23 protein-coding genes are annotated in these 19,235 nt (G+C 62.3%); 12 read left to right on the top strand and 11 right to left on the bottom strand.

The genetic code is table 11. From position 1 onward, the window contains the following. Positions 1-85: 85 nt before the first annotated feature. The 6 genes from NKI24_RS06315 to NKI24_RS06290 all read right to left on the bottom strand — a co-directional run bounded on the left by NKI24_RS06315 (position 86) and on the right by NKI24_RS06290 (position 6,217). The gene (locus NKI24_RS06315; protein WP_352743952.1) at positions 86-880 is read right to left on the bottom strand and encodes an SDR family oxidoreductase; all 795 of its coding nucleotides are present in this window, start codon (positions 878-880) and stop codon (positions 86-88) included. A 23-nt stretch (positions 881-903) separates the two neighbouring features. Beyond that, positions 904-1,905: an inositol 2-dehydrogenase gene (gene iolG, locus NKI24_RS06310; RefSeq protein WP_352743950.1), complete on the bottom strand. Its 1,002-nt coding sequence runs from the start codon at positions 1,903-1,905 to the stop codon at positions 904-906. Positions 1,906-1,973: 68 nt separating this feature from the next. After that, positions 1,974-2,741, bottom strand: a complete 768-nt coding sequence (locus NKI24_RS06305) for an ATP-binding cassette domain-containing protein (RefSeq protein ID WP_352743948.1) — start codon at positions 2,739-2,741, stop codon at positions 1,974-1,976. A gap of 2 nt (positions 2,742-2,743) precedes the next feature. Further along, entirely contained in the window at positions 2,744-3,820 is a 1,077-nt protein-coding gene (locus NKI24_RS06300; RefSeq protein WP_352743946.1) for an ABC transporter permease, read from the bottom strand. Positions 3,821-3,934: 114 nt separating this feature from the next. Beyond that, positions 3,935-4,876 carry a sugar ABC transporter substrate-binding protein gene (locus NKI24_RS06295; RefSeq protein WP_352451673.1) on the bottom strand — a complete coding sequence of 314 codons (942 nt, stop codon included), beginning with the start codon at positions 4,874-4,876 and terminating at the stop codon, positions 3,935-3,937. A 309-nt stretch (positions 4,877-5,185) separates the two neighbouring features. Continuing rightward, positions 5,186-6,217 carry a LacI family DNA-binding transcriptional regulator gene (locus NKI24_RS06290; RefSeq protein WP_023677522.1) on the bottom strand — a complete coding sequence of 344 codons (1,032 nt, stop codon included), beginning with the start codon at positions 6,215-6,217 and terminating at the stop codon, positions 5,186-5,188. 116 nt (positions 6,218-6,333) lie between these two features. On the opposite strand from NKI24_RS06290, the gene NKI24_RS06285 reads away from it, so the two are divergent. The 3 genes from NKI24_RS06285 to NKI24_RS06275 are packed head-to-tail and all read left to right on the top strand — an operon-like array spanning position 6,334 to position 9,069. After that, positions 6,334-7,482 (top strand): fatty acid desaturase family protein, encoded by a 1,149-nt coding sequence (locus NKI24_RS06285; RefSeq protein ID WP_502901436.1) that lies wholly within the window; start codon positions 6,334-6,336, stop codon positions 7,480-7,482. A gap of 40 nt (positions 7,483-7,522) precedes the next feature. After that, complete coding sequence (locus NKI24_RS06280; RefSeq protein ID WP_352472320.1) at positions 7,523-7,837, top strand: MocE family 2Fe-2S type ferredoxin; 315 nt, start codon at positions 7,523-7,525, stop codon at positions 7,835-7,837. Between the two features lie 2 nt (positions 7,838-7,839). After that, positions 7,840-9,069 (top strand): NAD(P)/FAD-dependent oxidoreductase, encoded by a 1,230-nt coding sequence (locus NKI24_RS06275; RefSeq protein WP_352744007.1) that lies wholly within the window; start codon positions 7,840-7,842, stop codon positions 9,067-9,069. Positions 9,070-9,103: 34 nt separating this feature from the next. On the opposite strand, the gene NKI24_RS06270 is transcribed toward NKI24_RS06275, so the two are convergent. From NKI24_RS06270 to hslV, 5 genes are all read right to left on the bottom strand, one after another. Next, positions 9,104-10,063 (bottom strand): DUF1402 family protein, encoded by a 960-nt coding sequence (locus NKI24_RS06270; RefSeq protein WP_352743943.1) that lies wholly within the window; start codon positions 10,061-10,063, stop codon positions 9,104-9,106. Positions 10,064-10,245: 182 nt separating this feature from the next. Continuing rightward, positions 10,246-11,559 carry an ATP-dependent protease ATPase subunit HslU gene (gene hslU / locus NKI24_RS06265; RefSeq protein WP_352454824.1) on the bottom strand — a complete coding sequence of 438 codons (1,314 nt, stop codon included), beginning with the start codon at positions 11,557-11,559 and terminating at the stop codon, positions 10,246-10,248. A gap of 4 nt (positions 11,560-11,563) precedes the next feature. Continuing rightward, on the bottom strand, positions 11,564-12,160 hold the full coding sequence (locus NKI24_RS06260; protein WP_023677528.1) for a DUF2585 domain-containing protein: 597 nt from the start codon (positions 12,158-12,160) through the stop codon (positions 11,564-11,566). 4 nt (positions 12,161-12,164) lie between these two features. Then, the gene (locus tag NKI24_RS06255; RefSeq protein WP_352743941.1) at positions 12,165-12,707 is read right to left on the bottom strand and encodes a GNAT family N-acetyltransferase; all 543 of its coding nucleotides are present in this window, start codon (positions 12,705-12,707) and stop codon (positions 12,165-12,167) included. Then, the gene (gene hslV / locus NKI24_RS06250) at positions 12,697-13,248 is read right to left on the bottom strand and encodes an ATP-dependent protease subunit HslV (RefSeq protein ID WP_352743939.1); all 552 of its coding nucleotides are present in this window, start codon (positions 13,246-13,248) and stop codon (positions 12,697-12,699) included. The genes NKI24_RS06255 and hslV overlap by 11 nt, the downstream gene beginning before the upstream one ends. Before the next feature lie 226 nt (positions 13,249-13,474). On the opposite strand from hslV, the gene hisB reads away from it, so the two are divergent. Genes hisB through coaA form a run of 9 tightly spaced genes read left to right on the top strand, consistent with a single transcriptional unit; the run spans position 13,475 to position 19,216 of the window. Next, positions 13,475-14,074, top strand: a complete 600-nt coding sequence (hisB, locus tag NKI24_RS06245) for an imidazoleglycerol-phosphate dehydratase HisB (protein ID WP_352454820.1) — start codon at positions 13,475-13,477, stop codon at positions 14,072-14,074. Positions 14,075-14,078: 4 nt separating this feature from the next. Then, positions 14,079-14,552 carry a DUF2628 domain-containing protein gene (locus NKI24_RS06240; RefSeq protein ID WP_352743937.1) on the top strand — a complete coding sequence of 158 codons (474 nt, stop codon included), beginning with the start codon at positions 14,079-14,081 and terminating at the stop codon, positions 14,550-14,552. Between the two features lies 1 nt (position 14,553). After that, entirely contained in the window at positions 14,554-15,204 is a 651-nt protein-coding gene (hisH, locus tag NKI24_RS06235) for an imidazole glycerol phosphate synthase subunit HisH (RefSeq protein ID WP_352505976.1), read from the top strand. A 3-nt stretch (positions 15,205-15,207) separates the two neighbouring features. Then, positions 15,208-15,498, top strand: coding sequence for a DUF1330 domain-containing protein (locus NKI24_RS06230; protein WP_352743935.1), 291 nt, complete (start codon positions 15,208-15,210; stop codon positions 15,496-15,498). Positions 15,499-15,500: 2 nt separating this feature from the next. Next, on the top strand, positions 15,501-16,244 hold the full coding sequence (hisA, locus tag NKI24_RS06225; RefSeq protein WP_352454816.1) for a 1-(5-phosphoribosyl)-5-[(5-phosphoribosylamino)methylideneamino]imidazole-4-carboxamide isomerase: 744 nt from the start codon (positions 15,501-15,503) through the stop codon (positions 16,242-16,244). Positions 16,245-16,247: 3 nt separating this feature from the next. Beyond that, entirely contained in the window at positions 16,248-17,084 is an 837-nt protein-coding gene (locus NKI24_RS06220; RefSeq protein WP_352743933.1) for an arginase family protein, read from the top strand. Next, positions 17,081-17,875, top strand: coding sequence for an imidazole glycerol phosphate synthase subunit HisF (gene hisF / locus NKI24_RS06215; RefSeq protein ID WP_023677537.1), 795 nt, complete (start codon positions 17,081-17,083; stop codon positions 17,873-17,875). Before NKI24_RS06220 ends, hisF begins: the two co-directional genes overlap by 4 nt. Before the next feature lie 36 nt (positions 17,876-17,911). Further along, positions 17,912-18,238, top strand: a complete 327-nt coding sequence (locus NKI24_RS06210; protein ID WP_352576337.1) for a phosphoribosyl-ATP diphosphatase — start codon at positions 17,912-17,914, stop codon at positions 18,236-18,238. Positions 18,239-18,256: 18 nt separating this feature from the next. Beyond that, the gene (coaA, locus tag NKI24_RS06205; RefSeq protein WP_352451662.1) at positions 18,257-19,216 is read left to right on the top strand and encodes a type I pantothenate kinase; all 960 of its coding nucleotides are present in this window, start codon (positions 18,257-18,259) and stop codon (positions 19,214-19,216) included. Positions 19,217-19,235 lie beyond the last annotated feature (19 nt).

The raw sequence follows: 19,235 nt of genomic DNA, 5'->3' as shown, positions 1-19,235 counted from the left end.
CTCGGGTCTGCGCCGCGTCGCTGCGCTCCTTGCTTCGCCCGTGGATGACGAAGTGATGGGCGGCGTTCCGCTAGACTTGCCGGCGTTATTCCGGTGACGCCCCGGCGATGCTCTGATCGTAGTCGACCAGCGACCCGGTCATGACGCCGGACTGCGGGCTGATTATATAGCTGATCAACCGGGCAAGCTGCGCCGGCTTCACCAATTGGCCCATCGGCTGCGCGGCTTCGGCCTTCTCCAACCAGTCCTCCGGCGCGTCGTGCCATTTCTTCTGCACGATCGCCTCGCCCTCGGTGTCCATCCAGCCGGGCAGCACCGCATTGCAGCGGATGCGATTGCCGCGATAGGCGTTGGCGACATTCTTGGTGAGTGTCGCCAGCGCTCCCTTGCTCGACGAATAGGGCGCCAGGAACGACTGGCCGCAATGCGCCGACATCGACAGCACGTTGACGATCGAGCCCGGTACCTGGCGCGCCAGCAAATGCGCCACCACGCCCTGCATCAGGAAAAACGGGCCGCGCACATTGGTCTGGAATATCTGGTCGAACAGATCCTCGGAGGTCTCGACCAGCGAGCCGCGAGCCGAGGTGGCAGCGGCGTTGACCAGCGCGTTGACGGTACCAAAATGGCCAATCGCCGTTTCGACCGCACGCTTGCAGTCGGCCACTTTTGAGACGTCGGCGCTGATGAAGATGGCATCGACGCCTGCCCCCTTGAGGATGGCGACAGCCTTGTCGCCCTTCTCCTGCGAGCGGCCGATCAGCGCCAGCACCCGGCAACCCTCATCGGCCAGCGCTTCGGCGACGGCAAAGCCGATGCCTTGTGCGCCGCCGGTGACGATGGCGCGTGTTTCGGAATTGCGACCGGCTGAACCGTTCATCGCCTTGCTCCTGTGCTTGATAGTCAGATTGTTTTGTCGAGGCGGACGGTCTTGCCTTCCTTGGCCGATTTCAGCGCCGCATCCGCCAGCCTGAGCGCCACCAGCCCGTCCTTGCCGCTCGGCGCCGCCTTCTTGCCTGACGTCGCTGCCGCGATGAAGGCAGCGATCTCGTTGGCATAAGCGTCGAGATAACGGGTCATGAAGAAATCGTGCAGCGGCGGCCGCGTATAGCCCTTCTCATTGGCCAGTTCGATCGACACCGGCCGCTGGTTCTCGGCCGCAATCATGCCTTTCGAGCCATGCACCTCGATGCGCTGGTCGTAACCGTAGGTGGCGCGGCGTGAGTTGGAGATAACGCATTGCTTGCCGGAAGCAGTTTCGAGGATGACGCTGACGCTGTCGAAGTCGCCGGCCTCGCCGATCTTCTTGTCGACCAGCACCGAAGCATGCGCGCTGACCGCCACCGGCTCCTCGCCGAGCAGGAAGCGCGCCATGTCGAAATCATGAATGGTCATGTCGCGGAAGATGCCGCCCGAGCGGCCGATATAGTCGAGCGGCGGCGGGCCGGGATCGCGCGAGGTGATTGTCACCATTTCGACAGTGCCGATGGCGCCGTCGTCGATCGCCTTGCGCACGGCGGCAAAATGCGGATCGAAGCGGCGGTTGAAGCCGACCATCAAGGTGGCGTCGGCCTTGTCGACGACGGCCAGGCAGCGTTCCACCCTGGCGGCGTCGAGGTCGATCGGCTTTTCGCAGAAAATCGCTTTACCCGCTTTGGCGAAGCGTTCGATCAGGTCGGCATGAGTGTCGGTCGGCGTGCAGATGACGACCGCGTCGATATCGCCGGCCTTCTCGATGGCATCGATGCTGCGCACTTCGGCGTCATAGGCAGAGGCCAGATCGGTCGCCGCCTTCTCGAAGGCGTCGGCAACCGCAACCAGCCTGGCCTGCGGATTGGAACCAACGGCGCGAGCATGAACCTTGCCGATACGGCCGGCACCGAGAAGAGCAAAGCGAAGAGGCATGAAGAATTTTCCTTTGAGGATGGTTCGGAAGGGAGGGCGTGTCAGCGCCTGTGGCTCGGCGTTGGCCGTTACGCCGCAAGTTCCGCCTGCCCGGTCTTGGCACCGGTGATGTAGGAGACGATATCGTTGCCGTCGGTGTCCTGCTTGCGCAAATTGGCGACGATGCGGCCGCGCCGGAAAACGACGATGCGGTCGACCAGGTCGAACACCTGGCGCATGTTGTGAGAGATCAGGATCAGCGGTTCGCCATTTTCCTTCAGCGTGCGGACGATGTTTTCGACCTGCATCGTCTCCTGCACGCCGAGTGCCGCCGTCGGCTCATCCATGATGATGAGCTTGGAAGCAAAGGTTGCTGTTCTGGCAATTGCCACGCACTGGCGCTGGCCGCCCGACATATGGCGGATAGTATTGGAAAGATTGGGGATCTTGACCGCCGTGCGGACCAAGGCTGCCTCGGTCGCCTTGCGCATGAACTTGCGATCGAGGATCGAGAAGGGCCCTAGATTGAACAGCACCCGCTCGCGGCCGAGGAACAGGTTCGACGGCACGTCGAGGTCGTCGGCGAGCGCGAGGTTCTGGAACACCGTCTCGATGCCCGCCTCGCGGGCTTCGATGGGGCCGGCAAAATTCACTTCCTTGCCGTCGAACCACATCCTGCCGCTGGTGCGCTGCTCGACGCCGGTGATCTGGCGTACGAAGGTCGATTTCCCCGCGCCGTTGTCGCCCATGATGGCGACATGCTCGCCCTTGCGCAGCTCGAAGTTGGCACCCTCCAGCGCATGGACGCCGCCATAATACTTGGTCAGGTTTTCGGTCCTCAGGACGATGTCCGACATGATCAAGCCCTCATTGCCCGCAGGCGTTGGCGCCACTGGTCGAGAACGACTGCGCCGACGATGATCACGCCTTTGACCATCTCCTGGTAATAGGCATCGAGGCGCAGAAAGGTGAAACCGGAGATGATCACGCCGAAGATCAGCGAGCCTATCACCGTCCCAATAATCGAACCGCGGCCGCCCGACAGCGAGACACCGCCGATAACCGCCATGGCGATCGCATCGAGCTCGTACATTACACCCATGCCGGCTTGGGCGGTGAGATTCTTGGAGCTCAGCACCACGGCGGCGAGCGCGGCGAGGACGCCGGCAATGACGTAGACGAGGATCTTGTGGTTGGCGATGTTGATGCCGGACATGCGCGCGGCGTCCTCATTGGAGCCGATCGCATAGCAGTGCTTGCCAAATTTGGTGTAACTCAGGATCAGCTGGAACAGCACTGCGAGCGATATGAAAATGATGACCGGCATCAGCCCCTTGCCGATGGCGGCGAAACTCTCGGTCGGAAACGAGATCGGCTGCCCCTTTGACCACCATTTGGCGATGCCGCGCGCGGTGACCATCATGCCGAGCGTGGCGATGAACGGCGGGATGCGCGTGTAGGCGATCAAAGCGCCGTTGACCAGGCCGGCCAGCAGGCCGCAGCCGATCGCGACCAGCACGGGCACGATCACCGGCAGGTCGGTCCAGCCCTGGGCGATGAACATCGCCTTGGGGTTCGGGTTGCCGTTGACCGTCGCTACCTGGGCGAAGCTCATGGCTATCATCGCCGTGGCGCCGACGATCGAACCTGAGGACAGGTCGATGCCGCCGGTAATGATCACCTGCGTCACGCCGATGGCAATAATGCCGACGATCGACACCTGCAGGATGATGATCTGCAGGCGCGCTTCGTTGAAGATCGCATCGATATTGTCGCGGGTATTGAAAAGGAAGCTGTCGCCCAGGAAGACCCGGCCGATCAGCTCGAAAGCGCCGACCAGGATGACGAGCGCCAGGAAGACGTTGAATTCGGCCGGCCATGCGCGCCGCTTCGCATCATAGCTGAGCCCGCCGACGCCGTGAGATGTCTGTGCCAATCGTGCTTCCTCCGTCAGCCACGGTCTCCACTCGGCGCTGTTCAGGCCGAGAGGGAAAAAGCGGAGCGGCGCTGTCTTACTTTGGCGCGCCGCTCCGTATCGGACAGGTCCGCCTCAGTTCTTCTTCAGGAACTTGTCGATATTCGCCGGCGTGACCAGCTGGAACGGGATGTAGACCTTGTGCTCGACCTTCTCGCCCTTCGCCAGCTTGAGCGCTGCGTCAAGCGCGCCGGCACCCTGGCCGGCCGCGTCCTGGAACACCGTCGCATCGAGGTCGCCCGCCTGCATCGCGGCAAGCGCATCCTGGGTAGCGTCGACCCCGCCGACGACAACCGACTTCATGTCGATGTTGGCGGCCTTCATCGCCTGGATGGCGCCGATGGCGCTTTCGTCATTATTGGCGATGACGCCGTCGAACGGCTTGCCGGTCGACAGCCAGTTGGTCATCAGGTTCTGCGCTTCTTCGCGCTTCCAGTTCGACGTCTGCTTGTCGATGATCTTGATGAAGCTGCACTCCGGTGTGGCGATCACGTCATCAATGTCCTTGGTGCGCTGCACCGCTGCCTGGTTCGACAGCTCGCCCATGATCACATAGACATTGGCTTCAGTCTTGCCGGCCTCCTTGAAGAGGCGGCAGACCTCCTTGGTCTCGAGCGTGCCGGAATCGGCTTCGTTCGAGGCGACGAAGGCCTGGTTTTCGGGCAGCGTGTCGACGTTGACCGGCTCGCGATTGACATAGACCAGTGGAATCTTGGCAGCGGCGGCTGCGTCCGACATTGCTTGGGTCGCCGAGGTGTCGACCGGGTTGACGATGATGGCGTCGACGCCTGAGGCGGCGAAGTTCTTGATCTGGTCGAGTTGCTTGGCGACGTCGTTCTGCGCATCCTCCACCTGCAGCTCGACGCCGTCCATGCCCTTGGCCTGTTCAATCATGCCGTTGCGCAGCACGGTGAGAAAATTGTCGTCGAACAACGCCATCGACACGCCGATCTTGGCGGCAAAGGCGGACGAACTCATCAGCGCCGCGAACGCGACGCCCAAAAGCAGTTTTTTCATTTTATTTCTCCTCCACATTGGTGTCCGGCTGCACCGATCTACCCGGAATCCCCGATCTCGCAGGGAATTCTCTCCCGATTGCCATTTTTGGTTCCAGAGGCATTTGCCTGAAACAGATCTTCCGGAACGAAAGAACCAAAATGCTCAGATGGTGAAATATTTATTCCATTTCGCGTGGGCGTCAAGCGAGATTTCGCCATGAGGAATGGATTTTCGGCATTTCGAGCGCTTTTGGACGGACGCTCAGGCAAGCGAGGCCTGAAAGCGTTCTGATAGATTACATCATGTCTGCCGCCGATGACCGCGACGTCAGATGTTTTCTGGCAGATAAATGTCGAAGGGCAGAAAGGTCTGGCCCGGCGCATTCGCAGCGCCGGTCTCGATGGCATGCGCCATCAGCCCGACAAGCTCGCGGCAAAGCGCCGCCAGTGGCGTCGAGATCACCATGGTCAGGAAATTATCTGCCAGCGCCGCGCGGGAGTCGGGCGTGATCTCGTTGCAGACGACCGCCGGCATCTCAGCCGGCTTTGCCTCCCTCAGCGCCGAGATCGCGCCTTCCATACCGCCACCGGCGACATAGCAACCGGCGAGATCAGGGTGGCGGGCCAGAAGCTCGATCATTGCATCATGCGTGATCTGGTTCGCTTCCAGATTGACCAACGTCTCGAGGAGAGTGAATTCCGGCGCCTGCTCGCGAAAGAAGGAGCGAAAACCGATCTCGCGAAGCTCATGGCCATGAAAGCGATGGCTGCCGACGAAGAGGGCAACCTTGCCAGGTCTCTTCGCGGCCTTCGAGATCATCCAGGCAGCGGTGCGGCCGACCTTGCGATTGTCCAGGCCAACATAGCCCTCGCGAATACCGGACGCAAAGTCGGAAAGCAGGGAGAACACCGGTACGCCATTGGCTTTGAGAGCCTCGACGGCGACCGTCAGCGTCGGGTGATCAGGCCCGACCAGGGCGACGGCCCTGGATTTGGCGGCCAGCTTGCGCATCCGCTCGACGATCTCGTCCGGCGCCAGCGAAGCGGCGAAGTCGATGGTGGCCACGCCGCGAAAGCGCGGCGACTGCGATACCGCCAGTTCAAGCTCGCGGGCAAATTCGCTGTAGAAGACGTCCTCCCGCCTCAACAGCAGGAACCCGAGCCGGTATTCGGGCAATTCATGGCGCATCCGCTGCTTGATCAATCCGGCTGCGTGATAGCCGATGCTGGTCGCGGCCTCATAGACGCGGCGCGCGGTTTCCTCGCGCACCGGCAAGCGGTTGTTCAGCACCCGGTCGACGGTGGCAACGCTGACCCCCGAAATGCGCGCCAGGTCGGTGATCGTCGGCCGTTTCGCCATCGCTGCCTCATTCCACTGTTTGGCCCTTTTACACCATTCTGATGGGAAATGATAGAAACTATCTTTGTGATATTGAGCCTATCAGGGCTCGGCGTTATTTTGAACGCTGACCGAATATGATCGAGGCCTCCGCTATGGTGGATATTGGACTCCGAACCGGGAATACGAGCTCCGCAGCAGCGTCCCGACGCGACTACAGCCTGATCGGCCGCGACGCGAAGCTTGCCGTCGAGAGCGGGCTGGCGGCGGCCGAGTGGTATCACACCGACGTGCCGCGCAAGCAGATGAAGGAGCTGATGCAGCGCTCCGACGGCCCGGCGATCCGCGACACCATCATCTGGCTCGGCACCATGATCCTCAGCGGCGCCGGCGCCGCCTGGTTCTGGGGCAGCTGGTGGTGCGTGCCGTTCTTCTTCGTCTACGGCGTCCTCTACGGTTCCTCCACCGACTCACGCTGGCACGAATGCGGCCACGGCACCGCTTTCAGGACGCAGTGGATGAACCACGTGGTCTATCAGGTCGCCTGCTTCATGGTCATGCGCAACCCGGTGACCTGGCGCTGGAGCCACACGCGACATCATACCGATACCATCATAGTCGGCCGCGATCCGGAGATCTCGGTGATGCGTCCGCCCGATCTGCTGCGCGTGGTGCTCAACTTCGTCGGCATTCTCGACGCCTGGCATGCGATGAGCGACATGCTGCGCAATGCAGCCGGTATCGTCAGTCCGGCCGAAAGAACCTTCATTCCCGACCAGGAGCAGCCGAAGGCAATTCGCATTGCCCGCATCTGGACGACAATCTATGCCGCTACCATTGCGCTGGCGCTCTACACGGGCTCGTTCCTGCCGCTGATGCTGGTCGGGCTGCCCAGGCTTTACGGCGCGTGGCACCATGTCATGGTCGGCCTGCTGCAGCATGGCGGCCTGGCTGAAAACGTCACCGATCACCGGCTCAACAGCCGCACCGTCTACATGAACCCGATAAGCCGCTTCATCTACTGGAACATGAACTACCACGTCGAGCATCACATGTTTCCCATGGTGCCCTATCACGCGCTGCCCAGGCTGCACGAACTGATCAAGCACGATCTGCCGGCGCCGACACCATCCATCCTGGCCGGCTACCGCGAGATGATACCGGCTTTCCTGCGCCAGCTGCGCAATGAGGATTATTTCATAAAGCGCGAACTGCCGCCGACGGCGCGGCCCTATCGCGAGGATTTCCACAGCGATAACGCTGCTGTTGCGGTGGCTGCTGAATGACAAGCCCATGCCAACGCACCAAACATCGAGGGACCCGTAAATGAGCGACTGGGTCGAGGCCTGTGACGCCGAGGACATCGACGAAGAAGACGTGATGCGCTTCGACCATGGCGGCCGCACCTTTGCCATCTATCGCAGCCCCGACGACGGGTATTTCGCCACCGACGGGCTTTGCACGCATGAGAAGGTGCATCTGGCGGACGGGCTGGTCATGGACGACGTCATCGAGTGCCCGAAGCATAATGGCCGCTTCAACTACAAGACAGGGGCTGCCAGGGGCGCGCCGGTCTGCGTCGATCTAAGAACTTATCCGGTCAAAGTCGACGCCGGCAAAGTCCTTGTCCGGATCGGTTGATGATGACGAAGGGAATGGTCATCATCGGCGCCGGCGAATGCGGCGGGCGCGCCGCCCTTGCGCTGCGCGAGCTCGGCTATGATGGCCCGGTGACGCTGGTCGGCGACGAGCCGCATCTGCCCTATGAGCGCCCGCCGCTGTCGAAAGACGCGATGGTTGCCGACGCGCCCCTGATCAAGGCGATCGCCAGTGAGGCGGTTCTGGCCGAAAGATCGATCAGGCATATCCATTCGGTCCAGGCGGTGGCGATCGTCCGAGAGGCGCATGTCGTGCGCCTCTCGGACGGTTCCGCCCTGGCCTACGACAAGCTCCTGCTGGCGACCGGTTCGGTGCCGCGCAAGCTGCCTATGCCGGGCCTTGGCGGGCGCTGCGTCTACCTCCGGACCTTCAACGACGCGCTGGCCATTCGCGCCCATCTCAGCGCCGGAAATCGCATCGCCATAGTCGGCGGCGGCTTCATCGGGCTTGAGCTTGCCGCGGCGGCACGCAGACTGGGTGCCGCGGTCACCATCATCGAGGCGCAGCCGCGCATCTTGATGCGCGGCGTGCCAGCCGAGATCGCTGAGGTCATCCATCAGGCGCATGAAGCGGAAGGCGTGAAAATCCTGTGCGGCGAGGGCATCGCCGCCATTGCCGATGATGGCGCCGAAGTGCGCATCGCGCTCGCCGGTGGACACGACATTGTCGCCGATCTTGCCGTGATCGGCATCGGCGCCGTGCCGGTGACCGGACTTGCCGCGGAGGCGGGGCTGACCGTCGACAATGGTGTCGCCGTCGACGCCGAGCTTCGCACCAGCGACCCGGATATCTTTGCCGCCGGCGACTGCTGTTCGTTTCCGCTCGCCCTCTATGGCGGCCGGCGCGTGCGGCTCGAAGCCTGGCGCAACGCACAGGAGCAGGGCGCGCTCGCCGCAAGGAATATGCTTGGCGCCGGCGAGGCCCATGCGGCGGTGCCGTGGTTCTGGTCGGATCAGTACGGCCTGACCTTGCAGATCGCCGGCCTGTCGGACGAAGGCCGCAGCATCGTGCGCCGCGACCTCGGCGACGGCGCCTTCATCCTGTTCCACCTCGCCGAGGACGGCAGGCTGGTTGCGGCAAGCGGCATCGGCCCCGGCAACGCGGTCGCCCGCGACATAAGGCTGGCCGAGATGCTGATTGCAAAGCAGGCAAGGCCGGCGCCGGAATCGCTAGTCTCGCAGGCGGTCAAATTAAAATCGCTGCTGGCGGCTTGATCCGCCGCGTGGATAGTTGACCGAACGCGTTCGGCTAAAACAGCGCTTTCAGCTCCGGCAGCTTGTCGTTGACCAGCCAGCCATAGTAATTTTCCTCGGGCAGCTTTTCCGGCTCGCCCGCAGCGCGGCGCTTGTCGTTCTCGGCTTTCAGCGCATAGGCGCGCTGTTCGGGATTGCCGACATTGTAGAGCGTCGACGTGATGCCGGGATTGCCTGAGATGTCGAAGCCGGCAATGCTTTTATAGGCGTCGATCGACTTCCTTATCGTCGCCGCGACATAAGGCAGTGTCAGGTCAGGGTCCATGATTGTCTTGTACACCGCATTGGGGTCGCCGACGTCGAGTTCCGGCAGGCCGGAAACCTTGTGCACGAGGTCGCTCATCTGCAGTGCCGTCAGCGGATTGAGCTGGCCAAGGCCAAAAGTCTGGCCGGCATAATAAGGCTGGAAGAAAGTGGCGCCGAAGCGGTCGTTGGGAAAGCTCTCGCCGTTGACGGTTTTGCCGCGGAACGACCGGTTCCACACCTGTTCGCGGCACTCCCACAGATCGTAGCTGTCGGACTTCCCTGCGCATTTCGCAAATTGCGGCCGTTGCACGAAATCGGTGATGTCCTCGCCATCATAGGCAAAGGAGAGCTTGCTCGACAGATACGAGATCGCCTTGACGTAATAGGTCTGCAGCCGGTCATAGGCATCGACATTATAGGTATGCTCGCCGACGATGGCTCCAACGATATGGATTGGGTCGATGTCATAGGCCGCGGCTGCCTGCTTGATCTTACCGCGCAGCTCGGCATCGTTCTGGAGCAGCGCAAAGACTTTGCGGTATTTCGCCTGGAAGGTGGTGTTGGTCGCCTGGGTGCGCCGGCTCGAAGCGCCCGGTATGTCGGGCTGCTCGGTGTTGCGGTTGCCCGGCGGCACCATCGTTGCCGCTTGCGCGGCGAACATGGCTGCCGCCAGCGTCAGCCCCAAAATGACGAGGATCAGTTTTTTCATGCGCCGCCGCCCAAATAGTCGCCGGCAAACTAGGTAATGCTCCACCGGGAGTCGAGAGACGCCTGCACCCGACGGGACGAAAGCTTGCCGGATGCTTCCATTTGGCCACACATCGGGAATGCTGGGCCAAATTGGGGAGGCCGGGAGCAATTCCCCGACCCTCTTCGAGAGTGAAGCGTCTCCTACAGGATGAAACGCGACAAGTCCGTGTTTCTGGAGAGGTCGCCGACATGCTTCTCGACATAGGCGGCATCGATGGTCACCGAGGTGCCGTTGCGGTCCGGCGCGTCATAGGAGATATCGTCCAGCACCCGTTCCATCACCGTCTGCAGCCGCCTGGCGCCAATATTCTCGACGCTGGCGTTGAGGTCCACGGCGATGCCGGCCAACGAATCGATGGCGTCGTCGGTGAAGACCAGGTCGACGCCTTCGGTCTTCATCAGCGCGATATACTGCTTGATCAGGCTGGCTTCGGTCTCGGTGAGGATGCGGACGAAATCGCCCTTCTCCAGCGCCCGCAGCTCGACGCGGATCGGCAGGCGGCCCTGCAATTCCGGCAGCAGATCGGAGGGCTTGGCGACGTGGAACGCACCCGAGGCGATGAACAGGATGTGGTCGGTCTTCACCGGTCCGTATTTGGTCGCAACCGTGGTGCCTTCGACCAGCGGCAGCAGGTCGCGCTGCACACCTTCACGCGAAACACCGGCACCAATGCCGCCTTCGCGCGAGGCGATCTTGTCGATCTCGTCAAGGAAGACAATGCCGTCATTCTCGGTCGATTCGAGTGCCCTGCGCACCACTTCGTCCTGATCGAGCAGCTTGTCGGACTCGTCGCTGATCAATAGCCCGTAGGACTCCTTGACGGTCGTCTTGCGCAACTTGGTCTTCTTGCCGCCCATCGCTTTCGACAGCATATCGTTGATGTTGAGCACGCCGATATTGGCGCCCGGCATGCCGGGGATCTCGAAGCCGGGCATGCCGCCATTGCCGGTATCGGCCACTTCGATCTCAATCTCCTTGTCGTCGAGCTCGCCGTCGCGCAGCTTCTTGCGGAAACTGTCACGGGTGGCCGGGCTCGCCGTCTTGCCGACGAGCGCTTCGAGCACCCGTTCCTCGGCGTTGATGTGGGCACGCGCCTTGACGTCCTCGCGCATCTTCTCGCGAACCAGCCCGATGGCGATCTCGACCAGGTCGCGAATGATCTGCTCGACATCGCGGCCGACATAACCGACCTCGGTGAACTTGGTGGCTTCGACCTTAACGAAAGGCGCACCGGCAAGGCGTGCCAGGCGGCGCGAAATCTCGGTCTTGCCGACGCCGGTCGGGCCGATCATCAGGATATTCTTCGGCATCACCTCTTCGCGCATCTGGCCCTCGAGCTGCTGGCGGCGCCAGCGGTTGCGCAAGGCAATCGCCACGGCACGCTTGGCGTCTTTCTGGCCGATGATGAAGCGGTCGAGTTCCGAAACGATTTCGCGAGGAGAGAAGGTGCTCATGTCACTAAATTCCACTTTGCCACTGCCGAATGGACTCGAACGGATGCAGCAGCATGATCACGTTGAGTGTCAGATTGTCCCGGATGAGATAGCCGACACCGAATTCGAAGATGAGGGCGAGGGTTACGACCACCCATATAGGAAGCCTTCGCGCCATGACAAACCCCAGCACCATGGCCAGCGTGTCCGACACCGAATTAATGATGCTGTCGCCATAATAGTCGAGCGAGATCGTGCCGGCGCGATAGCGATCGATGATGAAAGGGCTGTTCTCGAGCAGCTCCCAGCCGCCCTCTATAACCACCGCAAAGGCCAGCCTGAGCCCGATCGGCGAGCGCGGGAAAAGGAACCACGCCAGCGCATAGAACAGGAAACCGTGAATGATGTGCGAGAAGCTGTACCAGTCGGAAATATGCTGGGAATTCTCCGAGCTCTGCACGATGCCGTGCCACAGCTTGACATAGCCGCAGGTACAGATCGGCGTCCGCCCCATGCCGTAAAGGACCCCGGCCTGGAAGATGACCAGGCCGAGAACCAGCAGAAGCCCCATTCGCCAACTGTCGTAGTAGGCCGAGACGGTTTTGTCGCTGGATACACTCATGCTGCTATTGCCCCTCTTTTGCGTCACCCTGTCCGGCATCACCCTCTGGGGCATCAATCGCCATCAGCACGGCATCGCCATATTCCGACTTCCTGCGATCGATAGCCGTGAAACCGGCCTTTTCATAGGCACGGATAGCTCGTGCATTGGCGGGGTCTGGGTCGATGATGACGCGCGGCGTACCTTCCTCGAAAAGCTGCTCGACGAACTGCCGGACGATCGCCGAGCCGTGGCCGACCCCGACAAGCTCCGGCACGCCGATCGACAGATCGATGCCGAGCGTGCCGAACGGCTGGTCGCTATAGGGATGGCCGTCCTCCAGATGCGGATCGTAGCTCTGCAAATAGCCGATGGGCTTGCCGTCGAGCTCGATAATCAGCGGCTCGACCGAAATGCTGTCGATGTGCTCGCGGATCTGCGCGATCTCGGTCTCGGGATCGTCCCACCACTCGGCAACATGCGGCTCGGCAAGCCAGCCGGCGATCATCGGCAGGTCCCTCTCGGTCACCGGCCGAAAACCGTAGCGGAGGCTCCGCTCAGGCGGCATCGAGGGTTTCGACGACGAAGCTGTTGTTGGTGTAGACGCAAATGTCTGACGCGATCTGCATCGCCTTGCGGGCGATCTCCTCTGCGCCCTTGTCGCTGTCCACCAGCGCGCGTGCCGCTGCCAGCGCGTAATTGCCGCCCGAGCCGATGGCCATGATGCCAAATTCGGGCTCCAGCACGTCGCCGGTGCCGGTCAGCGCCAGCGACACCGACTTGTCGGCCACCAGCATCATCGCTTCCAACCGCCGCAAATAGCGGTCGGTGCGCCAGTCCTTGGCGAGCTCGACGCAGGCACGTGTCAGCTGGTCGGGATATTGTTCGAGCTTGGCTTCGAGTCGCTCAAGCAGCGTGAAAGCATCGGCGGTGGCGCCGGCGAAACCGGCGATGACGTTGCCGCTTTTGCCGATGCGGCGCACCTTCTTGGCGTTGCCCTTCATGATGGTCTGGCCGAGGCTGACCTGGCCGTCGCCGGCGATCACCACCTTGCCGCCCTTGCGCACGGTCAGGATGGTCGTGGCATGCATGGTCAGTTCATTCGACATTTTCTGCTCCGATAAGCACCGATCCCATCGAGGCGATCGGCGCGTTACGAGTGACTTGATCGGCCATATGTATGCATAGGCCGGACGATTGCAAACCGGCCATCCGCCGGGCCGGACTGTGCTCCGCAGCGGTAACTGGCAATCGCCGGATCATGCTGCTAGAAGGCTTTCGTTTTCAGGCATGTGAACGCCTGAATCGTGCAAAATCTGAGACAAGGATGAGGTCATGGCGCCCCGTTCCGCCGAGATAAGCCGCAAGACCAGGGAAACCGACATCGCCGTGTCGGTTCAGGTCGACGGCTCGGGCAAATCCGACGTTTCGACGGGCGTCGGCTTCTTCGACCATATGCTGGACCAGTTGTCGCGCCATTCGCTGATCGACATGACCGTGAAGGCCAAGGGCGACCTGCACATAGACGACCACCACACGGTCGAGGATACGGGCATTGCGCTCGGCCAGGCGCTGGCCAAGGCATTGGGCGAGCGGCGCGGCATCATGCGCTACGCCTCGATCGATCTCGCCATGGACGAGACACTGACGCGGGCGGCAATCGATGTCTCCGGCCGGCCTTTTCTGGTCTGGAATGTTTCATTCTCGTCGCCGAAGATCGGTACGTTCGACACCGAGCTGGTGCGCGAATTCTTCCACGCGCTGGCGCAGAATGCCGGCATCACGCTTCATGTCACCAATCATTACGGCGCCAACAACCACCACGTCGCCGAGACCTGCTTCAAGGCCGTGGCGCGTGCGCTGCGTTCGGCGCTTGAGCGCGACCCGCGCCAGCCGGACGCGGTTCCCTCCACCAAGGGATCCCTGAAAGGATAGCGTCATGGCCATCTTTGTCGTGATGGAGCCGCCAGGCCGCAGCGAAAGCGTGGACACTACTTTTATCCGTGACGGCTTTGCCTGGCTCGGCTTCTTGGTGCCGCCGCTGTGGCTGGCCTGGCACCGGCTCTGGGTCGAGGCGGCATTGGCGTTTGTCGCCATGGGCCTGCTCTCGATGCTGGGCGAAAGGCTGGACCTGGAAACAGCCGGCTCGCTTTTATCCCTGCTTGTCATGCTCTTTGTCGGACTGGAAGGGCAGGCCTTGCGGATCGCAGCCCTGCGTCGTCGTGGCTGGCATGAATGGGGCGTGGTCGAGGCCGACAGGCTCGACGACGCAGACGTCCGCTATGCGTTGGAAGCCGATGCTCAGTCGGCTGAACAACCGACGGTGCAACGCATCGTCCCAGACGCAGCACATGCCCGGTCGGCGCAGATGGGCCTGGCGCTGGGGCTGAACCATATTCCGGGAAAGCCCTGAGATGAGGGTGGCGATCATCGATTACGGGTCGGGCAATCTGCGCTCGGCCACCAAGGCCTTCGAGCGTGCCGCGCATGAAGCCGGCATTGCCGCCGCGATCGAACTCACCGCCGATGCCGAGCGGGTCAGGACCGCCGACCGCATCGTCCTGCCCGGCGTCGGTGCCTATGCCGATTGCGCCGCTGGACTGCGTGCGGTCGCCGGCATGTGGGAAGCGGTCGAGGAGGTGGCGATCGCCAAGGCTCGGCCGTTCCTCGGCATCTGCGTCGGCATGCAGCTGATGTCGGAGCGAGGCCTGGAAAAGACCGTCACAAAGGGCTTTGGCTGGATCGCCGGCGACGTCAAGGAGATCACGCCGGCCGATCCGACACTGAAGATCCCGCAGATCGGCTGGAACACGATTGACCTGAAGCGCAAGCATCCGCTGTTTTCCGGCATTGCGACGGGTGGCAAGGGACTGCACGCCTATTTCGTCCACTCCTACCATCTCGATGCACGGAAGGAGGATGAGGTGCTGGCGGTTGCCGACTATGGCGGCCCGGTAACGGCCGCTGTCGCCCGCGACAACCTAGCCGGAACGCAGTTCCACCCCGAGAAGAGCCAGGCGCTGGGCCTGGCGCTGATCACCAATTTCCTAGGCTGGAGGCCCTGAACCATGAGCAAGAGGGGCTATTGGATGGCAATGGTCGATGTCCACGATCCCGAGATCTACAAGCAGTACATCGAGGCCAATGCCGCGGCTTTCGCGAAATACGGCGCGAAGTTCCCGGTGCGCGCCGGGCGGTACACCAGCCCGGAAGGACCGGCAGGCAATCGCCACGTGCTGGTGGAATTCGAATCCTATGAAAAGGCGCTGGAATGCTACGGCTCGCCTGAATACCAGGAGGCCTTGAAGTACAGGCTAGCCGGCTCGACCGGCCACTTTGTCATCGTCGAAGGCGCCTGAAGGTGTTTCTGTTTCCGGCGATAGACCTCAAGGACGGCAAATGCGTGCGCCTCAGGCATGGCGACATGGCCACCGCCACCATCTACAATGACGATCCCGCCGCTCAGGCGCGCGCCTTCGAAGAGCAGGGCTTCGAATGGTTGCACGTCGTCGACCTCAACGGCGCCTTCAAGGGCCAGAGCGTCAACAGCGCCGCGGTCGGCGCCATCCTGAAGGCGACGAGCAATCCGGTGCAGCTCGGCGGCGGCATCCGCACCCTGGCGCAGATCGAGGACTGGCTCGACCGTGGGCTGGCCCGCGTCATTCTTGGCACCGTGGCGGTGCGCGATCCGGATCTGGTCAGGCAGGCCTGCAAGGCATTCCCGGGCAAGATCGCCGTCGGCATCGACGCCAAGGGCGGCAAGGTCGCGGTCGAAGGCTGGGCTGAAGCCTCGAGCCTCGGCGTCATTGAACTGGCGAGGAAATTCGAGGGTGCCGGCGTCGCCGCCATCATCTACACCGATATTGACCGCGACGGTGTGTTGACCGGTATCAACTGGGACGCCACCATCGATCTCGCCGACGCGGTGTCGATCCCGGTTATCGCCTCGGGCGGGCTCGCCTCGATCGCCGACATCGTGCGCATGACCATGCCCGATGCCCGCAAGCTCGAAGGCGCGATCTCCGGACGCGCCCTCTACGACGGCCGCATCGACCCAGCCGAGGCATTGGCGATCCTGCGCGGCAAACCGATGGCAGGGGTGTGAAACGTGAAGGTCTCGATTATCGTTGCTCCCTACGACAGCGGGCACTATCACGAAGGGTGCGGCCAGGGGCCGGATGCCATCATCGGCGGTGGGCTGGTCGAAGCCCTGACCGTGGCTGGCCATGACGTCGCCGTCGAAGATATCGGCAAGGTCGGAGACGAGCAGGGGCGCGAAATTGCAACCGGCTTCGCCGTCTGCAACGCCGTCGCGACCAAGGCTAACCTCGCCCGCGATGGACGACGCTTCCCCATTATCCTTGCTGGAAATTGCCTGACCGCCGCCGGTGCGGTCGCCGGTGAAGTTGCGGATTCGATCATCTGGATCGACCAGCATGGCGATCTCAACACGCCGGAGACGTCCTCCTACGGCTTTCTCGACGGCATGGCGCTGGCGGCGACGCTCGGGCTCTGCTGGCATCCGATGGCGGCAGCAATTCCGGGGTTCCGGCCGATAGACCCGGCGCGCTGCATGCTGGTCGATGCCCGCGACCTCGATCCCGACGAAAAGCGACTGCTGGAAACTTTGCCGATCGTGCGCACCGAATGTGCCGGTGCACTCGATATGGTCGGAAAGCTCACGGCGACAGGGACTGTGCGGGCGCATCTGCATCTCGACTTGGATGTCCTCGATCCGGATGTGTTGCAGGTGAACCGCTACGCGCACCCGGGAGGCCCGAGTCCGGAACAGCTACGGCAGCTTGCCTGCGGACTGGCCAGGTCAATCCCAATCGTCGGCGTGACGCTCTCGGCCTACGACCCGGCCTTTGATTCCCAGTCCGAAGTTCCGCCCGTCGTCGGCCAGCTGCTTGTCGACTTTCTTGCGGCGATCGAGAGGATCTGATGCTGAAAGCCCGCGTCATCCCCTGTCTCGACGTCAAGAACGGCCGTGTCGTCAAGGGCGTCAATTTCGTCGACCTGGTCGATGCCGGCGATCCCGTCGAAGCGGCAAAAGCCTATGACGCGGCCGGCGCCGACGAGCTCTGCTTTCTCGACATCACCGCCTCGTCGGAAAACCGCGAGACCATTTTCGATGTCATCGCCCGCACCGCCGAACAATGTTTCATGCCGCTGACCGTTGGCGGTGGCGTCCGTCAGGTCGCCGACATCAGGAAGCTGCTACTGGCCGGCGCCGACAAGGTGTCGATCAACACGGCGGCGGTGAAGACCCCAAATTTTGTCGCCGAGGCTGCCGACAAATTCGGCAACCAGTGCATCGTCGTCGCCATCGATGCCAAGAAAGTGTCCGCTGCGAGCGAGGCTGATCGCTGGGAGATATTCACCCATGGCGGCCGCGAGAAGACCGGCATCGACGCCGTCGAGTTCGCTCGGCGAGTGGTCGATCTCGGCGCCGGCGAGATCCTGCTAACATCGATGGACCGCGACGGCACCAAGGCCGGCTACGACATAGCCCTTACCCGCGCGGTCGCCGATGCCGTACGCGTGCCGGTCATCGCTTCCGGTGGCGTCGGCACGCTCGACCACCTTGTCGAAGGCATTCGCGATGGCCATGCCGGCGCAGTGCTGGCGGCGTCGATCTTCCATTTCGGCACCTACAGCATCGCCGAAGCCAAGCTGCACATGGCTCAGGCCGGACTGCCGATGCGGCTGGACTCGCCGGGTAATCGGTCCTAGAGCCTTTCCGGCTAAGAAGAGGCTGTAAACGCCGTCATGACCGAGTTCTCGCTCTCCGATCTGGAGAAGATTATTGGCGAACGCGCACGTTCCGGCGATCCGGATTCGTGGACGGCCAAGCTCTTTCAGCGCGGCATGAGCAAGGCAGCGCAGAAACTCGGCGAAGAGGCGGTCGAAACGGTGATCGCAGCCGTCAGCGCCGATAGGGCCGCGCTTGTTTCGGAAAGCGCCGATCTCATTTATCATTGGCTTGTCGTTCTCGGCATAGCGGACATTCCGCTGAGCGATGTGCTCAACGAGCTTGAACGCCGCACCGGTCGTTCGGGTATCGCCGAAAAGGCGTCTCGGCTGGACCGGGGCTGATCGCTGCGGAGGAACTCGATGGACCAGCTCGCTCCTACCGAGAAGTATTCACCCTATCGTTTCTTCTCGGCCGAGCAATGGTCGCGGTTCCGCGCCGATACGCCGATGACGCTCACCGAGGACGAGGTCCGTCGTCTGCGGTCGCTGAACGATCCGGTCGATCTCCACGAGGTCGAGCGCATCTATCTTTCGATGTCGCGGCTGTTGTCGGCTCATGTCGAAGCCAGTCAACTCCTGTTCAGGCAACGCCAGGCCTTCTTCAACGCGCTGGACGCGGCCAAGACACCGTTCATCATCGGCATTGCCGGTTCCGTGGCGGTCGGCAAATCGACCACGGCGCGCGTGCTAAAGGAGCTGCTGGCGCGCTGGCCGTCGAGTCCCAAGGTCGACCTGGTCACCACCGACGGCTTCCTGCTGCCGAACGAAGTCCTGCGCCGCAACAACCTGATGGAGCGCAAGGGCTTTCCCGACAGCTACGACGTCGGCGCGCTGCTGCGCTTCCTGTCCGGCATCAAATCGGCGCAGCGCAACGTCCGCGCGCCGGTCTATTCGCACCTGACCTATGACGTCATTCCGGGCGAGTTCCAGACCATCGACCGGCCCGACATCCTGATCTTCGAAGGCATTAATGTCCTGCAGCCGGGTAAGCTGCCGAAGGACGGCAAGATCGTGCCTTTCCTGTCGGATTTCTTCGACTTTGCCATCTACATCGATGCCGAGGAGGCGCTGATCCATCACTGGTATATCGCCCGCTTCATGCGGCTGCGCGAAACCGCCTTCCGCGACCCGGCCTCCTTCTTTCACCGCTATTCGCAACTTTCCGAGGATGCGGCCCGCGCCATCGCCGAGGGCCTGTGGACCAACATCAACCTGAAGAATCTGCGCGAGAATATATTGCCGACCCGCGCCCGTGCCGATCTCATCCTGCGCAAGGGCGCCAACCATCTGGTCGAGGAAGTGGCGCTCAGGAAACTGTGAAATCCCGGGGCATTCCTTA

This window comes from Mesorhizobium sp. M0701 (assembly GCF_040320365.1).
GTDB lineage: Bacteria > Pseudomonadota > Alphaproteobacteria > Rhizobiales > Rhizobiaceae > Mesorhizobium.
The sequence above is the reverse complement of the archived record's forward strand: the minus strand, read 5'-3'. Positions and strand labels throughout refer to the sequence as shown.